Source organism: Streptomyces sp. NPDC048197, from assembly GCF_043202395.1.
GTDB lineage: Bacteria > Actinomycetota > Actinomycetes > Streptomycetales > Streptomycetaceae > Streptomyces > Streptomyces siderophoricus.
Genome location: NZ_JBIDAJ010000018.1, coordinates 98,191 through 118,661, shown reverse-complemented (window position 1 = coordinate 118,661; position 20,471 = coordinate 98,191). Strand labels below are relative to the sequence as shown.

19 protein-coding genes and 1 tRNA gene are annotated in these 20,471 nt (G+C 72.4%); 11 read left to right on the top strand and 9 right to left on the bottom strand.

Annotation, left to right across the window (positions count from 1 at the left end):
* The first annotated feature begins 62 nt into the window (after positions 1-62).
* The 4 genes from ACGF4C_RS23700 to ACGF4C_RS23685 all read left to right on the top strand — a co-directional run bounded on the left by ACGF4C_RS23700 (position 63) and on the right by ACGF4C_RS23685 (position 3,105).
* A complete protein-coding gene (locus tag ACGF4C_RS23700; protein ID WP_393568807.1) occupies positions 63-851 on the top strand; it encodes a MerR family transcriptional regulator in 789 nt (262 codons plus the stop codon).
* 82 nt (positions 852-933) lie between these two features.
* On the top strand, positions 934-2,202 hold the full coding sequence (locus tag ACGF4C_RS23695) for a glycosyltransferase (RefSeq protein WP_393568806.1): 1,269 nt from the start codon (positions 934-936) through the stop codon (positions 2,200-2,202).
* A 118-nt stretch (positions 2,203-2,320) separates the two neighbouring features.
* Entirely contained in the window at positions 2,321-2,851 is a 531-nt protein-coding gene (locus ACGF4C_RS23690; RefSeq protein WP_393568805.1) for a murein hydrolase activator EnvC family protein, read from the top strand.
* Positions 2,852-2,880: 29 nt separating this feature from the next.
* A complete protein-coding gene (locus tag ACGF4C_RS23685; RefSeq protein WP_393568804.1) occupies positions 2,881-3,105 on the top strand; it encodes a hypothetical protein in 225 nt (74 codons plus the stop codon).
* A 170-nt stretch (positions 3,106-3,275) separates the two neighbouring features.
* On the opposite strand, the gene ACGF4C_RS23680 is transcribed toward ACGF4C_RS23685, so the two are convergent.
* The 7 genes from ACGF4C_RS23680 to galU all read right to left on the bottom strand — a co-directional run bounded on the left by ACGF4C_RS23680 (position 3,276) and on the right by galU (position 8,579).
* Positions 3,276-3,348: transfer RNA gene (locus ACGF4C_RS23680), tRNA-Ala, on the bottom strand.
* 91 nt (positions 3,349-3,439) lie between these two features.
* Positions 3,440-4,492, bottom strand: coding sequence for a hypothetical protein (locus ACGF4C_RS23675; protein ID WP_393568803.1), 1,053 nt, complete (start codon positions 4,490-4,492; stop codon positions 3,440-3,442).
* A 146-nt stretch (positions 4,493-4,638) separates the two neighbouring features.
* A complete protein-coding gene (locus ACGF4C_RS23670) occupies positions 4,639-5,271 on the bottom strand; it encodes a GNAT family N-acetyltransferase (protein ID WP_393568802.1) in 633 nt (210 codons plus the stop codon).
* Between the two features lie 14 nt (positions 5,272-5,285).
* The gene (locus tag ACGF4C_RS23665) at positions 5,286-5,789 is read right to left on the bottom strand and encodes a molybdenum cofactor biosynthesis protein B (RefSeq protein WP_393568801.1); all 504 of its coding nucleotides are present in this window, start codon (positions 5,787-5,789) and stop codon (positions 5,286-5,288) included.
* Entirely contained in the window at positions 5,786-6,268 is a 483-nt protein-coding gene (moaC, locus tag ACGF4C_RS23660) for a cyclic pyranopterin monophosphate synthase MoaC (protein ID WP_030413385.1), read from the bottom strand. Before moaC ends, ACGF4C_RS23665 begins: the two co-directional genes overlap by 4 nt.
* An 87-nt stretch (positions 6,269-6,355) precedes the next feature.
* Positions 6,356-7,672, bottom strand: a complete 1,317-nt coding sequence (gene glp / locus ACGF4C_RS23655) for a gephyrin-like molybdotransferase Glp (RefSeq protein ID WP_393568800.1) — start codon at positions 7,670-7,672, stop codon at positions 6,356-6,358.
* Positions 7,673-7,676: 4 nt separating this feature from the next.
* A complete protein-coding gene (galU, locus tag ACGF4C_RS23650; protein ID WP_030413383.1) occupies positions 7,677-8,579 on the bottom strand; it encodes a UTP--glucose-1-phosphate uridylyltransferase GalU in 903 nt (300 codons plus the stop codon).
* A 111-nt stretch (positions 8,580-8,690) separates the two neighbouring features.
* On the opposite strand from galU, the gene ACGF4C_RS23645 reads away from it, so the two are divergent.
* A complete protein-coding gene (locus ACGF4C_RS23645) occupies positions 8,691-9,293 on the top strand; it encodes a 5-formyltetrahydrofolate cyclo-ligase (RefSeq protein ID WP_393568799.1) in 603 nt (200 codons plus the stop codon).
* Positions 9,294-9,442: 149 nt separating this feature from the next.
* On the opposite strand, the gene ACGF4C_RS23640 is transcribed toward ACGF4C_RS23645, so the two are convergent.
* On the bottom strand, positions 9,443-12,160 hold the full coding sequence (locus ACGF4C_RS23640; RefSeq protein ID WP_393568798.1) for a penicillin acylase family protein: 2,718 nt from the start codon (positions 12,158-12,160) through the stop codon (positions 9,443-9,445).
* A gap of 209 nt (positions 12,161-12,369) precedes the next feature.
* Here ACGF4C_RS23640 and ACGF4C_RS23635 point away from each other — a divergent pair, with 209 nt between their 5' ends.
* From ACGF4C_RS23635 to mscL, 5 genes are all read left to right on the top strand, one after another.
* On the top strand, positions 12,370-13,896 hold the full coding sequence (locus ACGF4C_RS23635) for a potassium/proton antiporter (RefSeq protein WP_393568859.1): 1,527 nt from the start codon (positions 12,370-12,372) through the stop codon (positions 13,894-13,896).
* Between the two features lie 327 nt (positions 13,897-14,223).
* Complete coding sequence (locus tag ACGF4C_RS23630; RefSeq protein ID WP_393568797.1) at positions 14,224-15,543, top strand: MFS transporter; 1,320 nt, start codon at positions 14,224-14,226, stop codon at positions 15,541-15,543.
* Positions 15,544-15,756: 213 nt separating this feature from the next.
* A complete protein-coding gene (locus ACGF4C_RS23625) occupies positions 15,757-16,098 on the top strand; it encodes an FmdB family zinc ribbon protein (RefSeq protein ID WP_393568796.1) in 342 nt (113 codons plus the stop codon).
* A gap of 196 nt (positions 16,099-16,294) precedes the next feature.
* On the top strand, positions 16,295-17,128 hold the full coding sequence (locus ACGF4C_RS23620; RefSeq protein WP_393568795.1) for an S-methyl-5'-thioadenosine phosphorylase: 834 nt from the start codon (positions 16,295-16,297) through the stop codon (positions 17,126-17,128).
* A 961-nt stretch (positions 17,129-18,089) separates the two neighbouring features.
* Positions 18,090-18,593 (top strand): large conductance mechanosensitive channel protein MscL, encoded by a 504-nt coding sequence (mscL, locus tag ACGF4C_RS23615; RefSeq protein ID WP_393568794.1) that lies wholly within the window; start codon positions 18,090-18,092, stop codon positions 18,591-18,593.
* 51 nt (positions 18,594-18,644) lie between these two features.
* On the opposite strand, the gene ACGF4C_RS23610 is transcribed toward mscL, so the two are convergent.
* Positions 18,645-18,950 carry a hypothetical protein gene (locus ACGF4C_RS23610; protein ID WP_393568793.1) on the bottom strand — a complete coding sequence of 102 codons (306 nt, stop codon included), beginning with the start codon at positions 18,948-18,950 and terminating at the stop codon, positions 18,645-18,647.
* A 627-nt stretch (positions 18,951-19,577) separates the two neighbouring features.
* Between ACGF4C_RS23610 and ACGF4C_RS23605 the strand changes: the two genes are divergently transcribed.
* The gene (locus ACGF4C_RS23605; protein WP_393568792.1) at positions 19,578-20,027 is read left to right on the top strand and encodes a hypothetical protein; all 450 of its coding nucleotides are present in this window, start codon (positions 19,578-19,580) and stop codon (positions 20,025-20,027) included.
* Positions 20,028-20,471: the final 444 nt, after the last annotated feature.

Here is a 20,471-nt window from a genome sequence, read left to right as displayed (position 1 = left end):
CCTCACGTCACGTCAGGCCGCAGCCTGAAGCGGTACGGCCCCACGGGACGAAAGGCGCTGCGATGAGCTACTCGGTCGGGCAGGTCTCCGGCTTCGCCGGGATCACGGTGCGCACCCTGCACCACTACGACAAGACCGGTCTGCTCTGCCCCAGCGACCGCAGCCCCGCCGGCTACCGCCAATACAGCGACGCCGACCTCACCCGGCTGCAGCAGATCCTCTTCTACCGGGAGCTCGGCTTCCCGCTGGAGGAGATCGCCGCCATCCTGGCGGACCCCCAGGCCAACGCCCTCGACCACCTCCGCGCCCGGCACCGGCTCCTCAACGAGCAGATCGGCAAGCTGCGGCGGCTGGTCGAGGTCGCCGAGCGGGCCATGGAGGTGCAGCAGACCGGCGTCGAGCTGACGCCGCAGGAGCGGTTCGAGGTCTTCGGCGAGGTGGCCTTCGACCTCACCTACGCCACCCAGGCCCATCTGAAGTGGCAGCACAGCGAGGGTCATCAGCGCTCGATGGCGCGGGCCGCCGCGCACTCCAAGGACGACTGGGCCACGCTCATGGCCGAGGCCGCCGACTGGCGCCGGCGGCTGCTCACCGCCTTCGACGCCGAGGAGCCCGCGGACGGCGAGCGCGCCATGGACCTCGCGGAGGAACACCGCCGGCACATCAGCCGCTGGTTCACCCCGTGCCCCACCGCCATGCACGGCCGGATCGCCGATGACTTCGCCGCCGATCCCCGCGCGTTCGCGCTGATCGTCCCACCCACGGAACAACGCCCCGGCCTCGCCGCGTACCTGCGCACCGCCGTCCACGCCAACGCCGTACGCCACCCGGACGGCGACGCGCCGGCCTGAGGCCCGCGCGCACCCAACCCGGGCGCGCCCCTTCGCGCCTCCCACCCCCGCACCTCCCGAACCTCCCGAAGGCTGCCCACCCATGCCCAGAATCCTGCTCACCGCCGCCGGGTCGTACGGCGACGTCGCCCCCTACACCGGCGTCGGCGCCCGGCTCCGCGCGGCCGGCCACGACGTCACGCTCGCCACCCACGACGCCTACGAGCCCCTGGTCCGCGCCGCCGGCCTCACGTTCCGCCGGCTGCCCGCCGACCCGCGCGGCCGGCGCCCGGCCGACGGCGCCGCACCGGCGGAGGGCGCCCCGCCCGGCCGCCGCGCGCTGATGCGCCGGGCCGCCGCCTTCATCGAGGAACTGGGCGGGGGCATGGCCGACGCCGCCGACGACGGAACCGAACTCCTGCTGCTCTCCGCCACCACCGCACCGCTCGGCCAGCACCTCGCCGAGGCGCACGGCATCCCGTCGCTGGGCCTGTTCCTGGTCCCCCAGGCCCCCACCGGCGACTTCGCCCCCGTCGTCAGCGGCGGCCGCAGCCTGGGCCGCCGGGGCAACCGCGCCCTGGGCCGCCTCTCCCTCCGCGTCATCGACCGCCTCTACGCCGGCGCCACCCGCACCCTGCGCGCCCGCCTCGGCCTGCCCCCCGCCACGCCCGCCACGGTCCGGCGCCGCGCCGAAGCGGCCGGCTGGCCGGTCCTGCACGGCTTCAGCGAAACCCTCCTCCGCCGCCCCACCGACTGGCGCACCGGCCTCGACGTGGTCGGCAACTGGTGGCCCTGGCACTCCCCCGACGCCCAACTCCCGTCCGCCGTAAGGGACTTCCTCGCCGCCGGCCCGCCCCCGGTCTTCATCGGCTTCGGCAGCATGGCGGGCGGCGAGGGCGACCGCCTGGGCGAGCTGGCGGTACGGGCCCTGCGGCGCGCCGGGGTCCGCGGCATCCTCCAGTCCGGCTGGGCCGGCCTGTCCGCCGCGCACGCACCCGGCGCGGACGACGTCCTCACCATCGGCGAGGTGCCGCACGCCCTGCTCTTCCCGCACCTGGCGGCGGTCGTCCACCACTGCGGCGCGGGCACCACCGCGGCCGGACTGCGCGCCGGGGTCCCCACCGTCCCCGTCCCGGTCACCGCCGACCAGCCGTTCTGGGCCGCCCGCCTGGCCGCCTCCGGCGTCGCCACCGCCCCGGTCCCCTTCGCGCACCTCACCGGGGAGACCGGCGTCGCCCGCCTGGCCCACGCCCTCACCCAGGCCACCACCGGCCCCGAACGCCACACCCGCGCCCGCGCCGCGGCCGCCCGCCTCGCCACGGAGGACGGCGCCGGCGCGGTCGCCGAAACGGTCGACCGCCTCATGGCCTGAGTCACGGGCGGTCGCATCCGGGCTCATAACGTCGTACGCGGCGGACTGCCACCCGATCGGAGGCCCGTCGGCCCGTCCCGGGATGCGACCGCCCGCCCGAGGGCGTGGGCTCGCAACTATGACCACGTTCCGCAAAGGCACCCCGCTTCGCAGAGCGCTCCTCCGTGCCGCCCTGCTGGCGGCCGCGGGCCCCGCCGTCACCGTGACGGCGGCCCAGGTCGCCCTCGCCGCCCCCGCCGGCAACTGGGCCCACCCGGTCGCCGCCCACTACCGCATCAGCGCGCCCTACGGCGTACCCGGCGCCTGGCAGGCCGGTCACCACACCGGCGTCGACCTCGCGGTCCGCTCCGGGGCCAAGGTCAGGTCCGTCGGGCCCGGCACCGTCGTCCTCGCCCGGCGCTCGGGCGCGTACGGCAAGGCCGTCACGGTCCGGATGCGGGACGGCCACTACACGCTCTTCGGGCACCTCTCCCGGATCACCGTCCACCCCGGCCAGCGGGTCCGCGCCCGCACCCGCCTCGGCTACGCCGGCGCCACCGGCCGGGCCACCGGCCCCCACCTCCACTTCGAGGTCCGCACCCGCCGCCACTACGGCTCCGACATCAACCCCCTCGCCTACCTCGCCCGCCACGGCATCCTCCTGACGTAACGTCCGACCCCGCCGGCGCGAACTGGCACGTGGAACACCCGGTGTTCGTCCCCGGCGACGATTCACCCGGCATCGCCGCGAACGCAGGGAACCTGACCGCCGTGCCGATGTTCGCCGTTGCTGTGATCGCCTGCCTGCTGTTCCCTCTGGTCCGGGGCATCGCGGCATTCCGCACGTGGCAGGGCAGGGCGGTGAAGGACCTGCCGGCGATTTCCACCGTTCTGCAGGTGGTCGCCTTGCTGGCTGGCTTCTGACGAACTACAGGACAGGCGCGGGGAAGAGGAGTTGCCCTGCAACCGGGAAGCGAGGCTGACCCACTGGACAGTGAGGCGGCCAGGCGGGCGGCGTTCACCGCTGCACGGCGCGAAAAAGCCCCCACCGGATCATCCCGGAGGGGGCTTTACTGCGCTCGTTACTACTGCGGTGGACCTGAGGGGATTCGAACCCCTGACCCCCTCGTTGCGAACGAGGTGCGCTACCAGCTGCGCCACAGGCCCTTGCGACGAGTGAAACTCTAGCATCTCGGCCGCGGTGCTCGGAAATCGCTTCCGGTGCTGGTCAGCGACGGGGCGGCCGGTGTGGCGCGGGTCACTCGTTGGCGGCGCGGGGGCGGTCCTCGTCCTCGTACTGGTCGAAGAGCGGGGTGCGGCCGCGGGTGCGGCGGCCGGGGGCGGGGCGGTCCTGCTGGGGGGCGTCGGGCTGCGGGCGTTCGGCGGCGGCGCTGGAGCGGGCAGAGCTCCAGGCGTCCTCGGCGTCGAGGTCGACGTGGCTGGTGGCGCGCGGGGCGACCGGGGCCGTGACGTAGGTGGGGAGCGGGACCGGGACGGGGTCCCAGCTGCCGGCGGCGGGGCGCGGGCGCTCGCGCTCGCGCTGCTGGTCGACCCACTCGGCGTGGTCGGTCTCCTCGACGACGGCGCGGCGGCCGGCGGTGGGGGAAGGACGGGCGGGCGGTGCCGGGCGGGGCGGTTCCACCGCGGCATCGGCCGGGTGGTGGTCGGCGCGGGCGTCGGCCGGGTGGTCCTCGACGGGCGGCTGATCGACGGCCTGGCGGGGGCGGCGGCCCTCGCGCAGGCGCTGGGCCGCGGCCTCCGCGCGGCGCTGGTCCATGGTGAAGGTGAAGCGGCGGCGCTCCTGGGCGCGCAGGTAAATGATGTACGCGGTCAGGAGGAGGGCGGGGATGGCGGGCGCCCAGAGGAAGGGGATGCCGCCGACGGCCGCGACGATGGCGCCGGTGGTGAAGGTGAGGAACAGGATGGTGATGGTGCGCCGGCGGCGGGCGAGGACCTTGGCGCGCTTGGTCCGCTCGGTGAGCGAGGGCCGCGGCGGGGCGGGCTGCACGCGGGTGGGCGGCGCCTCGGACTCCTCGGCGGGAGCGGGGTCGGTGAAGGGCCCGGCGGCGGCCTCGTCGGCCGCTTCGTCCGGGTCCATGTCGTCGCCCGCCTCGTCGGCGGGATACTCCCCGTGCGCCTTGTCGTAGCGGCGCTGCATGGCCGCACGTCCGGACAGCAGCCGGATGGCGGTGCTGAAGCGCTCGGTCGGACGGGCCTCGTTGAGCTCATCCTGTCTACGGAGCCACATCGGCACCAAGTAGGCGGCCCAGGCCCCGACGATGACTGCGTAGATGAGGCCGCTGCTTCTCACAACTCACACGGTAGAGGGGTTTGCAGGGGGCCATCCGCCAATTGGGCCGGTGTGTCGCACGATCTGGCTGATATCTCGAACTTTTTTGTGATGGTAGAGATCCGCACCCACCCCAATCCGGCCAATTGGGGATTGCATTCGAACATTTATTTTATTTGTGGGGGCATGCCGGGGGCGGTGCCGGGCCTGCTGGGATTCTCCCGGCGCCAGCGGCTGAGCAGGCCCTCGGGCACTTCTTCCGCGGTGAGGGCGTAAACCGCGTGGTCGCGCCAGGCGCCGTCGATGTGGAGGTAGCGCGGGCGGAGGCCTTCCTCGCGAAAACCGAGCTTTTCCACCACCCGCCGGCTCGGAGAGTTCTCCGGGCGAATGCAGACCTCGATGCGGTGCAGTCCGACGCTGCGGAAGCAGTGGTCGACGGCGAGCGCGACGGCGGTCGGGATGACACCGCGGCCGGCGACTTCCTGGTCGACCCAGTAGCCGATATGGCCGGAGCACATCGAGCCCCAGGTGATGCCGGCGACGGTCAGTTGTCCGACGAGGCGGCCCTGGTATTCCACGACGAACGGGAGCATCCGGCCGGCGTGCGCCTCCGCGCGCAGATGGCGGACCATCTGGCGGTAGGTGGGCCGGTGCGGCGGGACGAGACCGGGCGGGGGCGGCGGAATGGTGGCTTCCCAGGGCCGCAGCCAGTCGCGGTTGCGGCGGTTGACCTCGCGCCAGGCCCGCTGGTCGCGCAGCTTTATGGGGCGGAGGGTGATCTCACCGTCCGTCAGGACCACGGGCCAGGGCGCGTTCAGCTCGGGCTCCCGGAGGGTCTGGGGTGGTCGCCGCCGCGGATCTGGTCGACGGCGTGCGGCAGCAGGTCCGCCAGGACGGCGAGGCCGTCGCGGACCCCGCCGGAGGAGCCGGGGAGGTTGACGATCAGGGTCGTGCCGGCGACGCCGGCGCGACCGCGGGAGAGCGCCGCGGTGGGGACCTTGTCGCGGCCGGCGGCGCGGATCGCCTCGGGGATGCCGGGGACCTCGTAGTCCAGCACCCGGGCGGTGGCCTCGGGGGTGCGGTCGGTGGGCGAGATGCCGGTGCCGCCGGTGGTGAGGACGACGGCGTACCGCGACGAGTCGACGGCCCGGCGCAGGGCGGCCTCGACCGGGTCGCCGTCGGGGACGACCTCGGGCCCGTCGACCTCGAAGCCCATGGCGGCCAGGCCCTCGGCGAGCAGCGGGCCGCCCTTGTCCTCGTAGACGCCGGCCGCGGCGCGGTTGGAGGCGGTGATGACCAGGGCGCGGGCGGGGGTCATGACCGGCTCCAGTCGCCGGACTTGCCGCCGGTCTTCTCCTCGACGCGGATGTCGGAGATCACCGCGGCCTTGTCGACCGCCTTGATCATGTCCACGACGGTGAGGGCGGCCACGGAGACGGCGGTGAGCGCCTCCATCTCCACGCCGGTGCGGTCGGTGGTCTTGACGGTGGCGGTGATCTCCACGGCCTCGTCGGTGACCGAGAGGTCCACCTTCACCCCGGAGACGGCCAGCGGGTGGCAGAGCGGGATCAGCTCGGGGGTGCGCTTGGCGCCCATGATCCCGGCGATCCGGGCGGTGGCCAGGGCGTCGCCCTTGGGCATGCCCTCACCCCGCAGCAACTCGATGACCTGCGGCGACACCAGCACCCGGCCGCGGGCGCGGGCGGTGCGGGCGGTGACGTCCTTGGCCGAGACGTCGACCATCCGGGCCGCGCCCGCCGCGTCGAGGTGGGTGAGGTGTTGCTGGCCGCTGCTCATCGTTCTCCCGGTCCAAACTGCCGCCTGTGGGACGACACCGTACCTCCGGTGGCCGCGGAGCACCCGGTACGGGTTTTCGGGGGCCGGTTATCCGAGCGGGACGACGTCCACGTCCGCGCCCTCGGGGACCTCGGTGGTGTCCTCGGGGACGACGATCAGCGCGTTGGCGTGCGCCATGGCCTTGATCAGGTGGGAGCCGGCGCCGCCGACCGGGGTGACGGTGCCGGCGGCGGCGTCGTAGGAGCCGCGCAGGAACTGCCGCTTGCCCTTGGGCGAGGAGGCGAGGGCCGCGGTGCAGCGGGCCGTGGTGGTCGGGCGGTGGACGTCCGGCAGGCCCATCAGCGCGCGGATGACCGGGCGGACGAACAGCTCGAAGGAGACGTAACTGCTGACGGGGTTGCCGGGGAGGGCCAGCAGCGGGATGTCGTCGGGGCCGATCAGGCCGAAGCCCTGGGGCTTGCCGGGCTGCATGGCGAGCTTGCGGAACTCGACCTTCCCCTCGTCCGCGGAGAGGCCGGCCAGGGTCTCCTTGACCACGTCGTACGCGCCGACGCTGACGCCGCCGCTGGTGACCAGCACGTCGGCCCGGATGAGCTGATCCTCCAGGGTGGCGCGCAGGGTCTCGGCGTCGTCGGCGACCGCGCCGACGCGGTAGGCGAGGGCGCCGGCGGCGCGGGCCGCGGCGGTGAGCTGGAAGCTGTTGGAGTCGTGGATCTGGCCGGGGCCCAACGCCTCGCCGGGCTGGACGAGTTCGCTGCCGGTGGACACCACCACGACGCGGGGGCGCGGGCGGACCCGGACCGTGCCGCGGCCGAGGGCGGCGAGCAGGCCGATCTGGGAGGGGCCGAGGAGGGTGCCGGCGCGCAGCGCGAGCTCGCCCTGGGTGACGTCGCTGCCGCGGGCGCGGATGTGGGCGCCGGCCGGGGCCGGGCGGTGGATGCGGACCTCGCCGCCAGCGCCCTCGGGGGCGGCGCTGTGGGCCTCCATCGTGGCGGCCGGGCCTGCTCCGGCGCCGCCGTCGGTCCATTCGACCGGGACGACGGCCTCGGCGCCGGGCGGGAGGGGGGCGCCGGTCATGATGCGGGCGGCCTGGCCGGGGCCGACCTCGGGGAGCTCGCCGCTGCCGGCCGCGACGTCGCCGATGACGGTCAGGGTGACCGGGGCGGCCTCGGTGGCCTGCGCGACGTCGGCGGCACGGACCGCGTAGCCGTCCATGGAGCTGTTGTCGAAGGGCGGCAGGGGGACGGTGACGGTGACGTCCTCGACCAGGACGCAGCCCTGGGCGTCGAGGAGCTGCAGCTCGATCGGGTCCAGCGGGACGATCTTCGACAGGACGTCGTCGAGGTGCTCGGCCACCGACCAGACGCGGTCCGGGTGGCTGGTCTGGCCGGTGGCGTGGTTCAACGTCCTACATCTCCTCGGTGACGTAACTGCGAAGCCAGGTCCGGAAGTCGGGGCCCAGGTCTTCACGTTCGCATGCCAGTCTGACAATGGCACGCAGATAGTCGCCACGGTCACCGGTGTCATAGCGCCGGCCCTTGAAAACGACGCCGTGCACCGGTCCGCCGAGCGACGGGTCGGCGGCGAGCGCCTGGAGGGCGTCGGTGAGCTGGATCTCGCCGCCGCGGCCGGGGTCGGTCTTGCGCAGCACCTCGAAGACGGCCGGGTCGAGGACGTAGCGGCCGATGATCGCGAGGTTGCTGGGGGCCTCGGCCGGGTCGGGCTTCTCGACCAGGTCGGAGACGGTGACCACGTCGTCGTCGCCGGTGGGGGCGGCGGCCGCGCAGCCGTAGAGGTGGATCTGGGCCGGGTCGACCTCCATGAGGGCGATGACCGAGCCGCCGTGCTGTTCCTGCACCTCGACCATGCGGGCCAGCAGGGGGTCGCGGGGGTCGATGAGGTCGTCACCGAGGAGCACGGCGAAGGGCTGGTCGCCCACGTGGGGCGCGGCGCACAGCACGGCGTGACCGAGGCCCTTGGGGTCGCCCTGGCGGACGTAGTGCATGGTCGCGAGGTCGCTGGATTCCTGGACCTTGGCGAGCCGGGACTCGTCGCCCTTGCGGTGCAGGGCCTCTTCGAGTTCGTAGTTGCGGTCGAAGTGGTCCTCGAGGGGGCGCTTGTTGCGGCCGGTGACCATCAGGACGTCGGAGAGCCCGGCGGCGGCCGCCTCCTCCACCACGTACTGGATGGCGGGCTTGTCGACGACCGGGAGCATCTCCTTGGGTGTGGCCTTCGTGGCGGGGAGAAACCTGGTGCCGAGGCCGGCTGCCGGAATGACAGCCTTGCTGATCCGTGTGTGCGATGGAGTCATGCGCGACACCATAACCGGCCCTTTCGGAACGATGATGAGGGTCCGGTGAATAGAGCATGAGAGCGGGAGCAAGGGCACACAGTGAGCAAGCAGCACGATAGGAAACGAAGGTTGCGGCGGGATCTCCAGGAGGTAAGGAGATCATTGCCGCCGGATGTCCTCGCGGCGGCGGGCGAGGCGCTGGCCCGACGGACCCTGGAACTGGAGGAGTTGGCGCCGTTCCTCGCCCCGTCGACGGCGGACGAGGGGGCCGCCCGCCGGCCGACGGTGGCGGCGTACGTGTCGATGGGCTCGGAGCCGCCCACCGGGGCCCTGCTGGACCGGCTGCGGGAGGCGGGGGTGCGGGTGCTGCTGCCGGTGCTGATGCCGGACAACGATCTCGACTGGGCGCCGTACGAGGGCGCCGACCGCCTGGTGCCGGCGGGCTGGGGGCTGCACGAGCCGGCCGGTGAGCGGCTGGGCCCGCAGGCGGTCGCGCAGGCGGACGTGGTGCTGCTGCCGGGCCTGGCGGTGGACCGCGACGGGGTGCGGCTGGGCCGCGGCGGCGGCTCGTACGACCGGGTGCTGGAGCGGCTGGACCGGGCCGGGGCCCCGGCGCACCTGGTGGTGCTGCTGTTCGACGCGGAGGTGCGGGACGAGGTGCCGGCCGAGCCGCACGACCGGCGGGTGCACGCCGCGGTGACCCCGTCGGGGGTGCACCGGTTCCGGCACTGAGCCCGCCGGACCGCCGCGCACACGGAGCCACCGGTCGCGGCCGGACCCGCGGGCGGACCACCGGACCGGGCCCGGACGCCGCCGGGCGGGCCGGAGATCGTCCCGTGGGAGATCTCCGGCCCGCCCGGCGGCTCGTGACGGCTTCGGCCTTACGGCGACAGCGTCAGGGTGTCCTTGCCGGCCTTCTTGACGGCGTCCTCGCTGTACGCCCAGGGCAGCAGCTCGCCCTTGGCCCACTTGTCGGTCTGGTCGTAGTAGTGGGACTCGTAGGCGTGGCCGGAGGCGCCGGTGAGGTTGATCCAGCGGGACTTGTCGAGGTCGGCGAGGTTGACGACCATCCGCATCGACGGCACCCAGGTGACCTTGTAGCCGCCGGCCGCGTTCCAGCCGGTGGCGTCGACCGCGGCCTCACCGCCGCCGAGGTTCCACGGGCCGCGGTTGAACAGGCCCTGCAGCATCCCGGGGCCGTCGGTGCCCAGGGTCTGGTTCTTCAGGAACATCTGGTGCAGCCGGCCCCAGGTCCAGTTGTCGATGTTCTTGCCCAGCTTGGAGGTCAGTTCGTAGCGGGCGTCCTTCATGGCGTGCGCGAGGAGCTGGTCGCGGTTCTTGTCGCCGGGGCGGCCGGGCCGGTCCTCGGTCTTCCACCAGGCGTTGCCGGGGTCGTCGAGGATGTTGCGGACGACCTCGTACCAGCGGTCGCCGCCGTCGGGCTGGGCGGTGTCGCCGGCCCGCTCGCCGCATTCGCGGACGTAGGTGTCGTTCTCGTCGGCGGGGCCGGTCTCGTCGGCCGGGCGGACGGTCAGGCACTGGCCCTCGGGGCGCAGCTCCTTGGGCATCTTGTTCCCGAAGGCGAGCTTGAGGGTGTTGCGCCAGACGGCGTTGAAGTAGGCGGCCGCGGCGGAGTCGGGCTCCTGGGTGAAGTCCCAGCCCTCCAGCAGCTGCTGGGCGTCGCGGACGTACTTGTCCTTGATGTCGATCTTCGTCAGGTAGGGCGTCAGCAGCCGGGCGATCTCACTGCTGTTGTCCTTCTGGAAGGCCTGCATGTCGTCGGTGGAGACCTTGCCGCCGTCCTTGATCTTCGACTCGATCAGGTCGTTGATCCGCTGGCTGCGGGAGCCGTAGCCCCAGTCCTTGGTGATCAGGTACGGGTACTTCTCGTCGGTGACGGCCTGGTTGGCGGTGACGATGTAGCCGCGCTCGGGGTTGTACTCGTACGGCAGGGCGGCCTGCGGGATGTAGCTCTTCCACTGGTAGCGGGGGTCCCAGCCGGGCGCCGGGTAGGTGCCGTCGAAGTGGCCGTCGCCCTTGCCGCGGACCGGGATCCGGCCGGGTGCCTGGTAGCCGATGTTGCCCTTGGCGTCGGCGTAGACCAGGTTCTGCGAGGGCACCTCGAAGTGCGCGGCGGCCTTGCGGAAGCCGGTCCAGTCGTGGGCGCGGTTGAGCTCGAAGACGGCGTCCATGGAGCGGCCGGGGTCGAGCGCGGTCCAGCGGAGCGAGACGGCGTAGCCGTCGCCGCGGTCCGGGGCGGCGTTGCCCACGGGGGCGTCCTTGCCGACGTTGCCGAGTTCGTCGTCGCGGTCGGAGACGATCGGGCCGTTGTTGGTGGCGCGGACGGTGATCTGGCGGCTCTCGCCGCCGGCGACCTTGATGGTCTCCTTGCGCGTGCGGAACGGCCGCTGCCGGTTGTCGTAGAGGTAGCCGTCGGCGTTGACCTTCTCCAGGTACAGGTCGGTGACGTCGGCGCCGAGGTTGGTCATGCCCCAGGAGATGTCCTGGTTGTGGCCGATGACGACGCCGGGCATCCCGGAGAAGGTGAAGCCGGAGACGTCGTAGCCGCACTTGGGGCCGGTGTTACGGCAGTGCAGGCCCATCTGGTACCAGAGCGAGGGCATCTGCGGTGCCAGGTGCGGGTCGTTGGCGAGCAGCGGCTTGCCGGTGGTGGTGTGCGCGCCGGAGACGACCCAGGAGTTGGAGCCGATGCCGTTGCCGTTGGGGCCGAGCAGCGCCGGGACCTCGTTCACCGTCTTGGACAGCGAGGACAGCTGGGACCGGAGTCCGGTGACGGCGCCGCCGGCCGGGGTGGCGTTGGCCGAGCCCTTGGGCGTGAACTTCTTGGTGGCCGGGTCGACCGCGCCGCCGTCCACGATCGGCTTGTTCCGCTTGTACGGGTATGCCGGGTAGAGCTCGTTGATCTGCTGCTGGCCGAAGCGGCTGGTCATCAGGGACCGGTCGATCTCTTCCTGCATGTTGCCGCGCAGGTCCCAGGCCATCGCCTTGAGCCAGGCCACCGAGTCGGCCGGCGTCCACTTCTCGGGCTTGTAGTCGTTCTCGAAGTCCAGCGCCGCGTACTCCAGGGAGAGCGCCGAGCCCTCGTGGTCCTTGAGGTAGGCGTTGACGCCGGCGGAGTACGCCTGGAGGTACTTCTTGGTGCTGGGCGAGAGCTTGGTGTCGTACTCCTGCTGCGCGACCCGGTGCCAGCCCAGTGTGCGCAGGAACTCATCGGTCTTGACCTGGCTCTTGCCGAACATCTCGGACAGCCGGCCAGCGGTCATGTGGCGCCGGACGTCCATCTCCCAGAAGCGGTCCTGGGCCTGGACGTAGCCCTGGGCGCGGAAGAGGTCCTCGTCGGTGTCGGCGTAGATCTGCGGGATGCCGTTGGCGTCACGGACGACGTCCACCGGGTCGGCCAGGCCCGGGAGTTTGAGCGAGCCGGTGGTCTGCGGGAACGAGGCCCGTACTGTGCTGACTCCCCAGAACGCGCCGAAGCCGATGCCCGCCACGAGCAGCAGCACGACCGTGATGGCGACGAGGCGGCCGCGCCGCCCCTTCTTCTTCCTGGGGACTGGGCCGGACTTGTTGGCGGGCATCTCTGTCCTTCGAGGGGCAGGGTGGGAGTGCTGGAGCAACCATAGGCGCACGGGTTCGGCGACCCCTACGCGGAGTCACCGCCAGCACCCCCAACCTTCAAGCAATGGTAAATTGTTAGCCTCAGTAACTAGATACGGTAAGGAAAGAGCGCCCGAAGACCACCCCCGGACCGTCGATTTTCGGAACCCGTGCGAGGAAGGACCAGCTCCTGACTGTCGACCACCTCAACGAACTCCTGCTGCTCTGCTCGCTCGTACTGCTCATCGCGGTCGCCGCGGTACGGCTCTCCTCGCGCAGCGGGCTCCCCAGCCTGCTCATCTACCTGGGGATAGGCATCGCCATGGGCCAGGACGGTCTCGGCGGGGTCGTCTTCGACGACGCCGAGCTGACCCAACTCCTGGGCTATGCCGCGCTGGTCGTGATCCTCGCCGAGGGCGGTCTGGGCACCAAATGGAAAGAGATCAAGCCGGCACTGCCCCAGGCGGCGGTGCTGTCGACGGTCGGCGTCGCGGTGAGCGTGGGGGTCACCGCGGCCGGAGCGCACTACCTGGCCGGACTCGGCTGGCGGCAGGCGCTGCTGATCGGCGCCGTGGTCTCGTCCACGGACGCCGCGGCGGTCTTCTCCGTGCTGCGCAGCGTGCCGCTGCCGGCCCGGCTCTCGGGTGTCCTCGAAGCGGAATCCGGCTTCAACGACGCCCCGGTGGTCATCCTGGTCGTCGCCTTCTCCACCGCGCGGGAGGTCGACCACTGGTACGTCCTCCTCGGTGAGATCGCCCTGGAGCTGGCGATCGGCGCCGCCCTCGGCCTCGCGATCGGCTGGCTCGGCGCCTACTGCATGCGGCACGTGGCGCTGCCGGCCTCCGGTCTCTACCCCATCGCCGTCATGGCCATCGCGGTCTCCGCCTACGCCGCCGGCGCCCTGGCGCACGGCTCGGGCTTCCTCGCCGTCTACCTGGCCGCGATGATCCTCGGCAACGCCAAACTGCCGCACGCCCCGGCCACCCGCGGCTTCGCCGAGGGGCTCGGCTGGATCGGCCAGATCGGCATGTTCGTCCTGCTGGGCCTGCTGGTCACCCCGCACAACCTCCTCGACGACGTGGTGCCGGCCCTGGTCATCGGCATGATCCTGACCCTCGTCGCCCGCCCGACGTCGGTGTTCGTCTCGCTGCTGCCGTTCCACGTGCCCTGGCAGGAGAAGACCCTGCTGTCGTGGGCCGGGCTGCGCGGCGCGGTCCCCATCGTGCTGGCCACCATCCCGATGGTGGGCGCCGTCCCCGGCAGCGAGGGCGTCTTCAACATCGTCTTCGTCCTGGTCGTGGTCTACACCCTGATCCAGGGACCGACCCTGCCCTGGCTCGCCCGGCACCTCCGGCTGGGCGACGGCGAGGAGCCCGCCGACCTGGGCATCGAGTCCGCCCCGCTGGAGCGGCTGCGCGGCCATCTGCTGTCGACGTCCATCGGGCCGGCCTCGCGGATGCACGGCGTCGAGGTCGGCGAGCTGCGGATGCCGGCGGGTGCCGCGGTCACCCTCGTCGTCCGGGACGGCTCCAGCTTCGTGCCGTCGCCGTCGACCGTGCTGCGCCGCGGCGACGAACTGCTGGTCGTCGCCACGGACCCGGTGCGCGACGCGGCCGAGCGGCGGCTGCAGGCGGTCTCCCGGGGCGGCAAGCTGGCCGGCTGGCTGGGCACCGGCGGCGCCCCGCGACGGCGCGGACACGGCCACGGCCACCGCTGACGTCCGTAGGGCTCCACGATTGCGGGCCGCCAGGCAATGTGGCGGACATCTCCAAGCAACCCAAGGAAAAGCAGGTGAAGCGCTGGCTAATCCCAGGGCTTCACCCGCCCGGGCCTGTACAATCAAGAAGGAACAACTGACGAACCACCTCTGCCTGATGCAGAGCTGGCGCGACCGCTCGGCGGCCGCGGTCCCCTGCCACCTGCAGCCACCTCTCGGGGTGCGGACCACGCGGTATCACTCGGTCCAGCGCGAGAGGACAGCTCTCGGCGCGTACCCGTGACGACCTCTCGGCGACGCGCTACCAGGCGGCAGAAAGGCCCGGCCGTGGCATCCGCGGTCAAGCAATCCCGTCCCGGTTACGGACAACTGCTCCGCACCCCTGGTGCGTGGACCTTCCTCCTGCCCGGCTTTCTGGCCCGGCAGCCGTTCGCGATGCTGACCATCGGCATCGTGCTGCTCGTCCAGTCCACCACCGGCTCCTACGGCACCGCCGGCGCGGTCTCGGCCGCCACCGGTGTCTCGATGGCACTGTTCGCCCCGCAGAGCGGCAAGCTCGCCGACCGTTTCGGCCAGCGCGCGGTGCTGATCCCCGGCGTCCTCGTGCACACCGCCGGCGTCGCGGCGCTGATCGTCCTGGCCCTGGCGCACGCCCCCCTGTGGGCGCTGCTCGCCGTGGCCGTCCCCACGGGCGCCTCGACTCCGCAGGTCGGCCCGATGGTGCGGGCCCGCTGGGCATCCCGCCTCGGCGGCAGCCCGCTGATGCCGACGGCAGCCGCCTTCGAGTCGGTGACCGACGAGTTCACCTTCGTGGTCGGCCCGGTCCTGGCGACCGCGCTGTGCACCGGCATCCACCCGGCCGCCGGCCTGATCGCCGAGGCCGTACTGACCCTCGCCGGCGGCCTGCTCTTCGCCTCCCAGCGCCGCACCCAGCCGCCCGTCCACCGCGCGCAGGCCGACGACCGGCCGCGCGTCTCGGCCCTGTCGGTCCCCGGCGTCCGCGTGCTGATCGTGGCGTTCCTCGGCATCGGCGCCGTCTTCGGCGGCATGCAGGTCTCACTGACCGCGTTCACCCAGGCCATCGGCCAGCCCGGCATCAACGGCCTGCTCTACGGGATCTTCGCCGGCGGCAACATGCTCGCCGGGATCGCCTGCGGCGCCATCGCCTGGAAGGTCGGCCCGCGCCGCCGGCTGCTGGTCGCCTACGGGCTGCTGGCGCTGGCCACCACCCCGCTGTGGGCGGTGACCGCGGTACCGCTGCTGGGCGCCGTCGGCCTGGTCGTCGGCCTCTGCATCGCCCCCGCCCTGATCACCGGCTACACCCTGGTCGAGTCCCTGGTCCCGGCCGCCGCCCGCACGGAGGCGTTCACCTGGCTGACCGGCGCGGTCGCCCTGGGCCAGGCCGCCGCCGCCACCTCCGCCGGCCAGCTCACCGACCGCTTCACCCCCAGCACCGGCTTCCTGGTCCCCCTGGCCGGCACGGCCCTGGCCCTGGTGGTGCTGCTGGCCCTGCGCGCCCACCTGCTGCCGCGCACCTCGTCCGCCGCGGCCGACGCGGACCGGCCGGACACGGCGTCCGGGGCCGACTCCGGCGCCGGAGCGGGCACGGCGGCCGAGGACCGCGGGCGGGAGCTGGCGAACGCGTGACGGGACGGACGCGGATGGGGGCGGACGGGTAACCGGGGGGCGTCGAACGGTGTCGGCGGGGTGCCGGGGAACGCCTGGCGCCGTCCGTCGCGGACCGGCCCCGGACGTGGGGTCGGTCACCGTCTGCCCGGTCGCAGTGGACTGACGCGCCGGAATACTGCAATATGGAGCGTCGTTAGCACTCATCGAGTGAGAGTGCCAGGAGGAAGTCAAGTGCCGACCTACCAGTACCAGTGCACCGCGTGCGGCGAGGGCCTTGAGGCGGTGCAGAAGTTCACCGACGACGCGCTGACGGAGTGCCCCAGCTGCAACGGACGCCTCAAGAAGGTGTTCTCCGCGGTCGGCATCGTCTTCAAGGGTTCCGGCTTCTACCGCAACGACAGCCGCGGCTCGTCGTCCAGCAGCAGCCCCGCGAAGAGCTCCTCCTCGTCGAGCACGACGTCGTCCTCGGACTCCGCCGGCTCCTCGTCGAGCAGCTCCAGCTCCGACAGCAAGCCGTCCGCGTCCGCCGCGTCGTCCTCCGGCAACGCGTCGAGCACCAGCTCCGCGGCCTGAGCCTGACCGGCAGCGCTGGCAGCACAGACAGCACAGACATCTTCGGGCCCCGCCGTCGTCGGACGGCGGGGCCTGCTGCGTGCGGGGCACTGCATGCAGGATCACTGTTGGCCAACCCTCTGCCGCCCCGGTCCGCTGCATGTACGCCTCCGGGGTGGCGGATCTCGCGGTGGCCGCCCCCGCTAAGGTGACCGCCATGGCTGACGCGGAAATAGGCGTAATAGGCGGATCGGGCTTCTACTCCTTCCTCGACGACGTGACCGAGATCACGGTCGACACCCCCTACGGTCGCCCCAGCGACTCGGTGTTCCTCGGCGAGATCGCCGGCCGCCAGGTCGCCTTCCTCCCCCGGCACGGCCGCGACCACCGCCTCCCGCCGCACCGCATCAACTACCGCGCCAACCTGTGGGCGCTGCGCTCGCTCGGCGTACGCCAGGTCCTCGGCCCCTGCGCGGTCGGCGGGCTGCGCCCCGAATACGGCCCCGGCACGCTACTGGTCCCCGACCAGCTCGTGGACCGCACCAAGGCCCGCGTCCAGACCTACTTCGACGGCGAGCCGCTGCCTGACGGGAGCGTCCCCAACGTCGTCCACCTGACGTTCGCCGACCCCTACTGCCCGGCCGGCCGCCAGGCCGCCCTCGCTGCCGCCCGCGGCCGCGAGTGGGAGCCGGTCGACGGCGGCACGCTCGTCGTCATCGAGGGCCCGCGCTTCTCGACCCGCGCCGAATCCCGCTGGCACGCCGCCCAGGGCTGGTCCGTGGTCGGCATGACCGGCCACCCCGAGGCCGTCCTGGCCCGCGAACTGAGCCTCTGCTACACCTCGTTGACCCTGGTCACCGACCTGGACGCGGGCACCGAGACCGGCGACGGCGTCTCCCACGAGGAAGTCCTCCAGGTCTTCGCCCAGAATGTCGGCCGGCTCCGCGAGGTCCTCTTCGACGCGGTCGCCGCCCTGCCCCGGTCCAACGACCGCACCTGCCCCTGCGCCGACGCCCACGCGGGCTGGGACCTGGGCATCGAACTGCCGTAAGACGCCTGGCGGGCCGGGGACAGGCCGGGCCTGGGACCAGGGCCGGCTCTGCGGTCAGGCACGGGCTGGGGCCAGGCCCGGGCCCCCACCTTTTCCCTGCCCCGCTCGTTCCCCGTCCCCCACCCGGGTGGCGAAGTTATCCACATCCCGAAGCTTCTCCACAGGCCACAGCAGGCACGGGCGCGACACGGCACGGTGGTGCTCGCCGATTCCATCAAGGCTCGTCCGATCTCCGATCTCCGATCTGCGACCTCCGAGTCGCCGATCTCCGAGTCGCCGATCTCCGAGTCGCCGATCTCCGAGTTACCGACGAGCCCCTCACCAGCCAAGGCGGACCACCATGCCCACCACGCCGTACACCCCACTCGCCTCGCGCTCTCCCGTTCCCTCTACTGATCTCCCCTCCGATCTCTCGGCCGACCTTCCGCGCGACCTCTCGTCCGACCTCTCGGTCGACCTTCCGCCCGACCTCTCGTCGCCACCCCTCCCCACTCCCCCACGGTGTGAAGTGCCCCACTTTCCACCGGTACGAGCCGGCGGCGGCAGGGGCCGATGGGGCAGGGTCGGGCCCCGCCGGATGCTGATCGCCGGGCTCGCGATGACCGCCGCAGCACTGGCCGGCGCGGCCTCGTATGGGGCCGTACGAGCCTTACCCGCGACGGGCTGCCCGTCGACGGCGGCCCTGGGAGGGCGGTAGCCATGCCGCAAGATCGAGTGGCTTCCCTGCACACCGCCCGCGAGACTGCTGCGAGTGGCGGGGCACCTGCCGCGGAGGACCGGGGCCGGTCGCGCCAACGGTGGCGCACCGCCCGCACCGGAACCGCCGGACCGGTCCACCGCAAGAAACCAATGTCCGTGTTGCCCGACTGGACAGCTCTGCCGTGCCCTGCCGTAAGTTGCGGTGCTGATTGTTCGTGCACCGTCCGTGGTGAGCGTCGTGAGCGTGGAAAGAGGCTGTCAGGTGAGCGAGAGCAAGGGCGTCCTGCAGGGGTTCAAGGAATTCCTGATGCGGGGCAACGTCATCGAACTCGCGGTCGCGGTCGTTGTCGGTGCGGCGTTCACCAACATCGTCAACGCCGTGGTCAAGGGCGTGATCAACCCGATCGTCGGCGCTCTGGGTTCGCAGAACCTCGACAACTACAAGGCGTGCCTCACCACCTGCCACACGGACAAGAAGACGGGCGCGTTCACCGACGGGATCTACATCCTCTGGGGTTCGGTGCTCAGTTCCGCACTGACCTTCCTGATCACCGCCGGGGTCGTCTACTTCCTCATGATCCTTCCGATGAACAAGTGGAAGGAGCGCCAGGCTGCCAGGAAGCCCGTCGACGACGCCCCGCTGGCCCCGACCGAGGTCGAGCTGCTCACCGAGATCCGCGACGCCCTCATCGCCCAGCGCACTACCTCTGCCCCCGTGCCCTCCTCCACCTCGGGCACGATCGGCACTCAGAAGACGCAGAGGTAGCAGGTCGGAAGCGGCCACGCCCGGCGGCCGGGCTTTGGGATCTCTGGGATCTCAGAGGTGATGGGGCGGCTTCTCGGCGAGGAAACGGGCGAGGTCGGAGGCGCTGTCTCCACCGGCCGGCCGTTCGCCCCAGCCCCTGTCGGTGTCGTCCGAGGACTGCTGGTTCAGCGGGTCGTCGAAGATCAGCGCCGCGGCAGCCTTGGGGGTCGCCCGCCGAGGGGCCACGGTCGCGGGCTCGGACGCGGCCTCGGAGGCAGCTTCCTGCCCACGGTCACCGTCTCCTTCGACGGCGGAGTCCGGGGCAGCAGGAGCGGCCTGGGGCTCAGCATCCCGCTCGGAATCAGGGGTGGTACTCACCCCTCCAGAGTACGGGCGAGCCCAACGAAGCCACCGAGCGGCAAGGGCCCTCGGCACTCCTTCCGCGGTACACCGCCCCGACGCCGACGGCCTCCGGCACGTCCCTCAGCCCCCCGCGTTCCCCCTGCGGCGCCGATGCCTAGTGGCCCTTGTCGTGGGTGGGTATGGGGCGCGGGCGCTGGCCGCCGTTGGGCCGGGTCGGCGGGCTCTGTGAGGCGTGGCTGCGCTTGTGGGGGCGCGTCCGGTCGGTGCTGCCGGGGAGGGAGTGGCGAGCGGGTGCGGATGATGAGTGAGGGGAGGGCATGGGCCGGTCACCTTTCAGATGGACCTGGAACAGGTACGTCACTTGAACCCCCGTTGACCTGTGAGAGGTCGGCGCTGCCGCGAGCAGGGGGCAACAGCGGGACGACGTCGTAGGCAAATCGCTGGCCGGTGTCGGCTGTTCGGTCGCGTAGGTGGCGCCACAGGAAATGGCCGGCGCCCGCGATGACGAGGCCGGCGGCGACGTGGAGGCCGTGGCACAGGGCCCGGCCGAAGGCGTCGGAGGGAGGAAAACCGGGGGTTTTCGGGGCCCAGAGGCGCATGGCGTAGCCCGGGCCAGGGTCGGCGCCGGTCGATGCGGTGCCGGTGACCCGTCCGTCCCCAGGCGAGGGGCAAGGTGATCAGCGCGGCGAGCAGGCAGCCCCGGAAGGCGAGTTGCTGGGCGGCCCAGGGGGCGGTGGAACGGGCGCCGAGGAATTTCAGGAAGCCCCGGTAGGTGGTCGCCAGTTGGGGCAGGGCGGTGGGCGCTTTACGGAAATTCCCGCGGGAGAAGAGGGTGTGCCGGCCCTGTCGGAGCAGGCGGCGGGCGAGGGGTTCGCTGACCTGGACGGTGTGGCGGTAGGCGACGCGGATGGCGCAGAAGACGGTGGCCACGGCGTACAGGAGCAGCGTCGAGTCGGAGTCCCGGAGCAGGCGGCCGCCCAGGACGAGGGCGAGGGCCATGGCGAGAACGAGGGCGAGGGCGAGGAGCAGCGCAATGGCGGGGAGCAGCGCGACGGCGGAGGTTATGAGTGGGGCGCGGACGGTCGCTGTTGACCTGGTCGGCGGCGGGCCCACGGGGGCTTGAGGGCGGCCGGTCACCTCGCTACCGCCGGTCGCCCCGCTATCGCCGGTCATCTGGCTATCGCCGGTCACCTGGCTACCGTTGGTCGCCTCGATACCGCCGACCACCTCGCTACCGCTGGTCGTCTCGCTGCCGCTGGTCGGCCCGGCGCCGTAGGTCGACCCGGAGCCGCAGGTCGGCGTGGTGTCGCCGTCGGGCGTTTTGGTGGCGTTGGTCGGCTTGGCTCTGCTGGTTGCCGCAGGCGTTCCGGTTGCGTTGTCCGCCTGGGTCCCGGCGGGCCCGGCCGGGGTGGCGGCAGGGGCGGGTGGGGCGGCGTCCGGGTGCTGGGGCACGAGGCCCACGCTAGGAAGGTACTGGGCGGTTCGCCCGTTTTTGTGGCCTCAGTGGGTGACGTGTGCGGGAGAGAGCGAGACCCT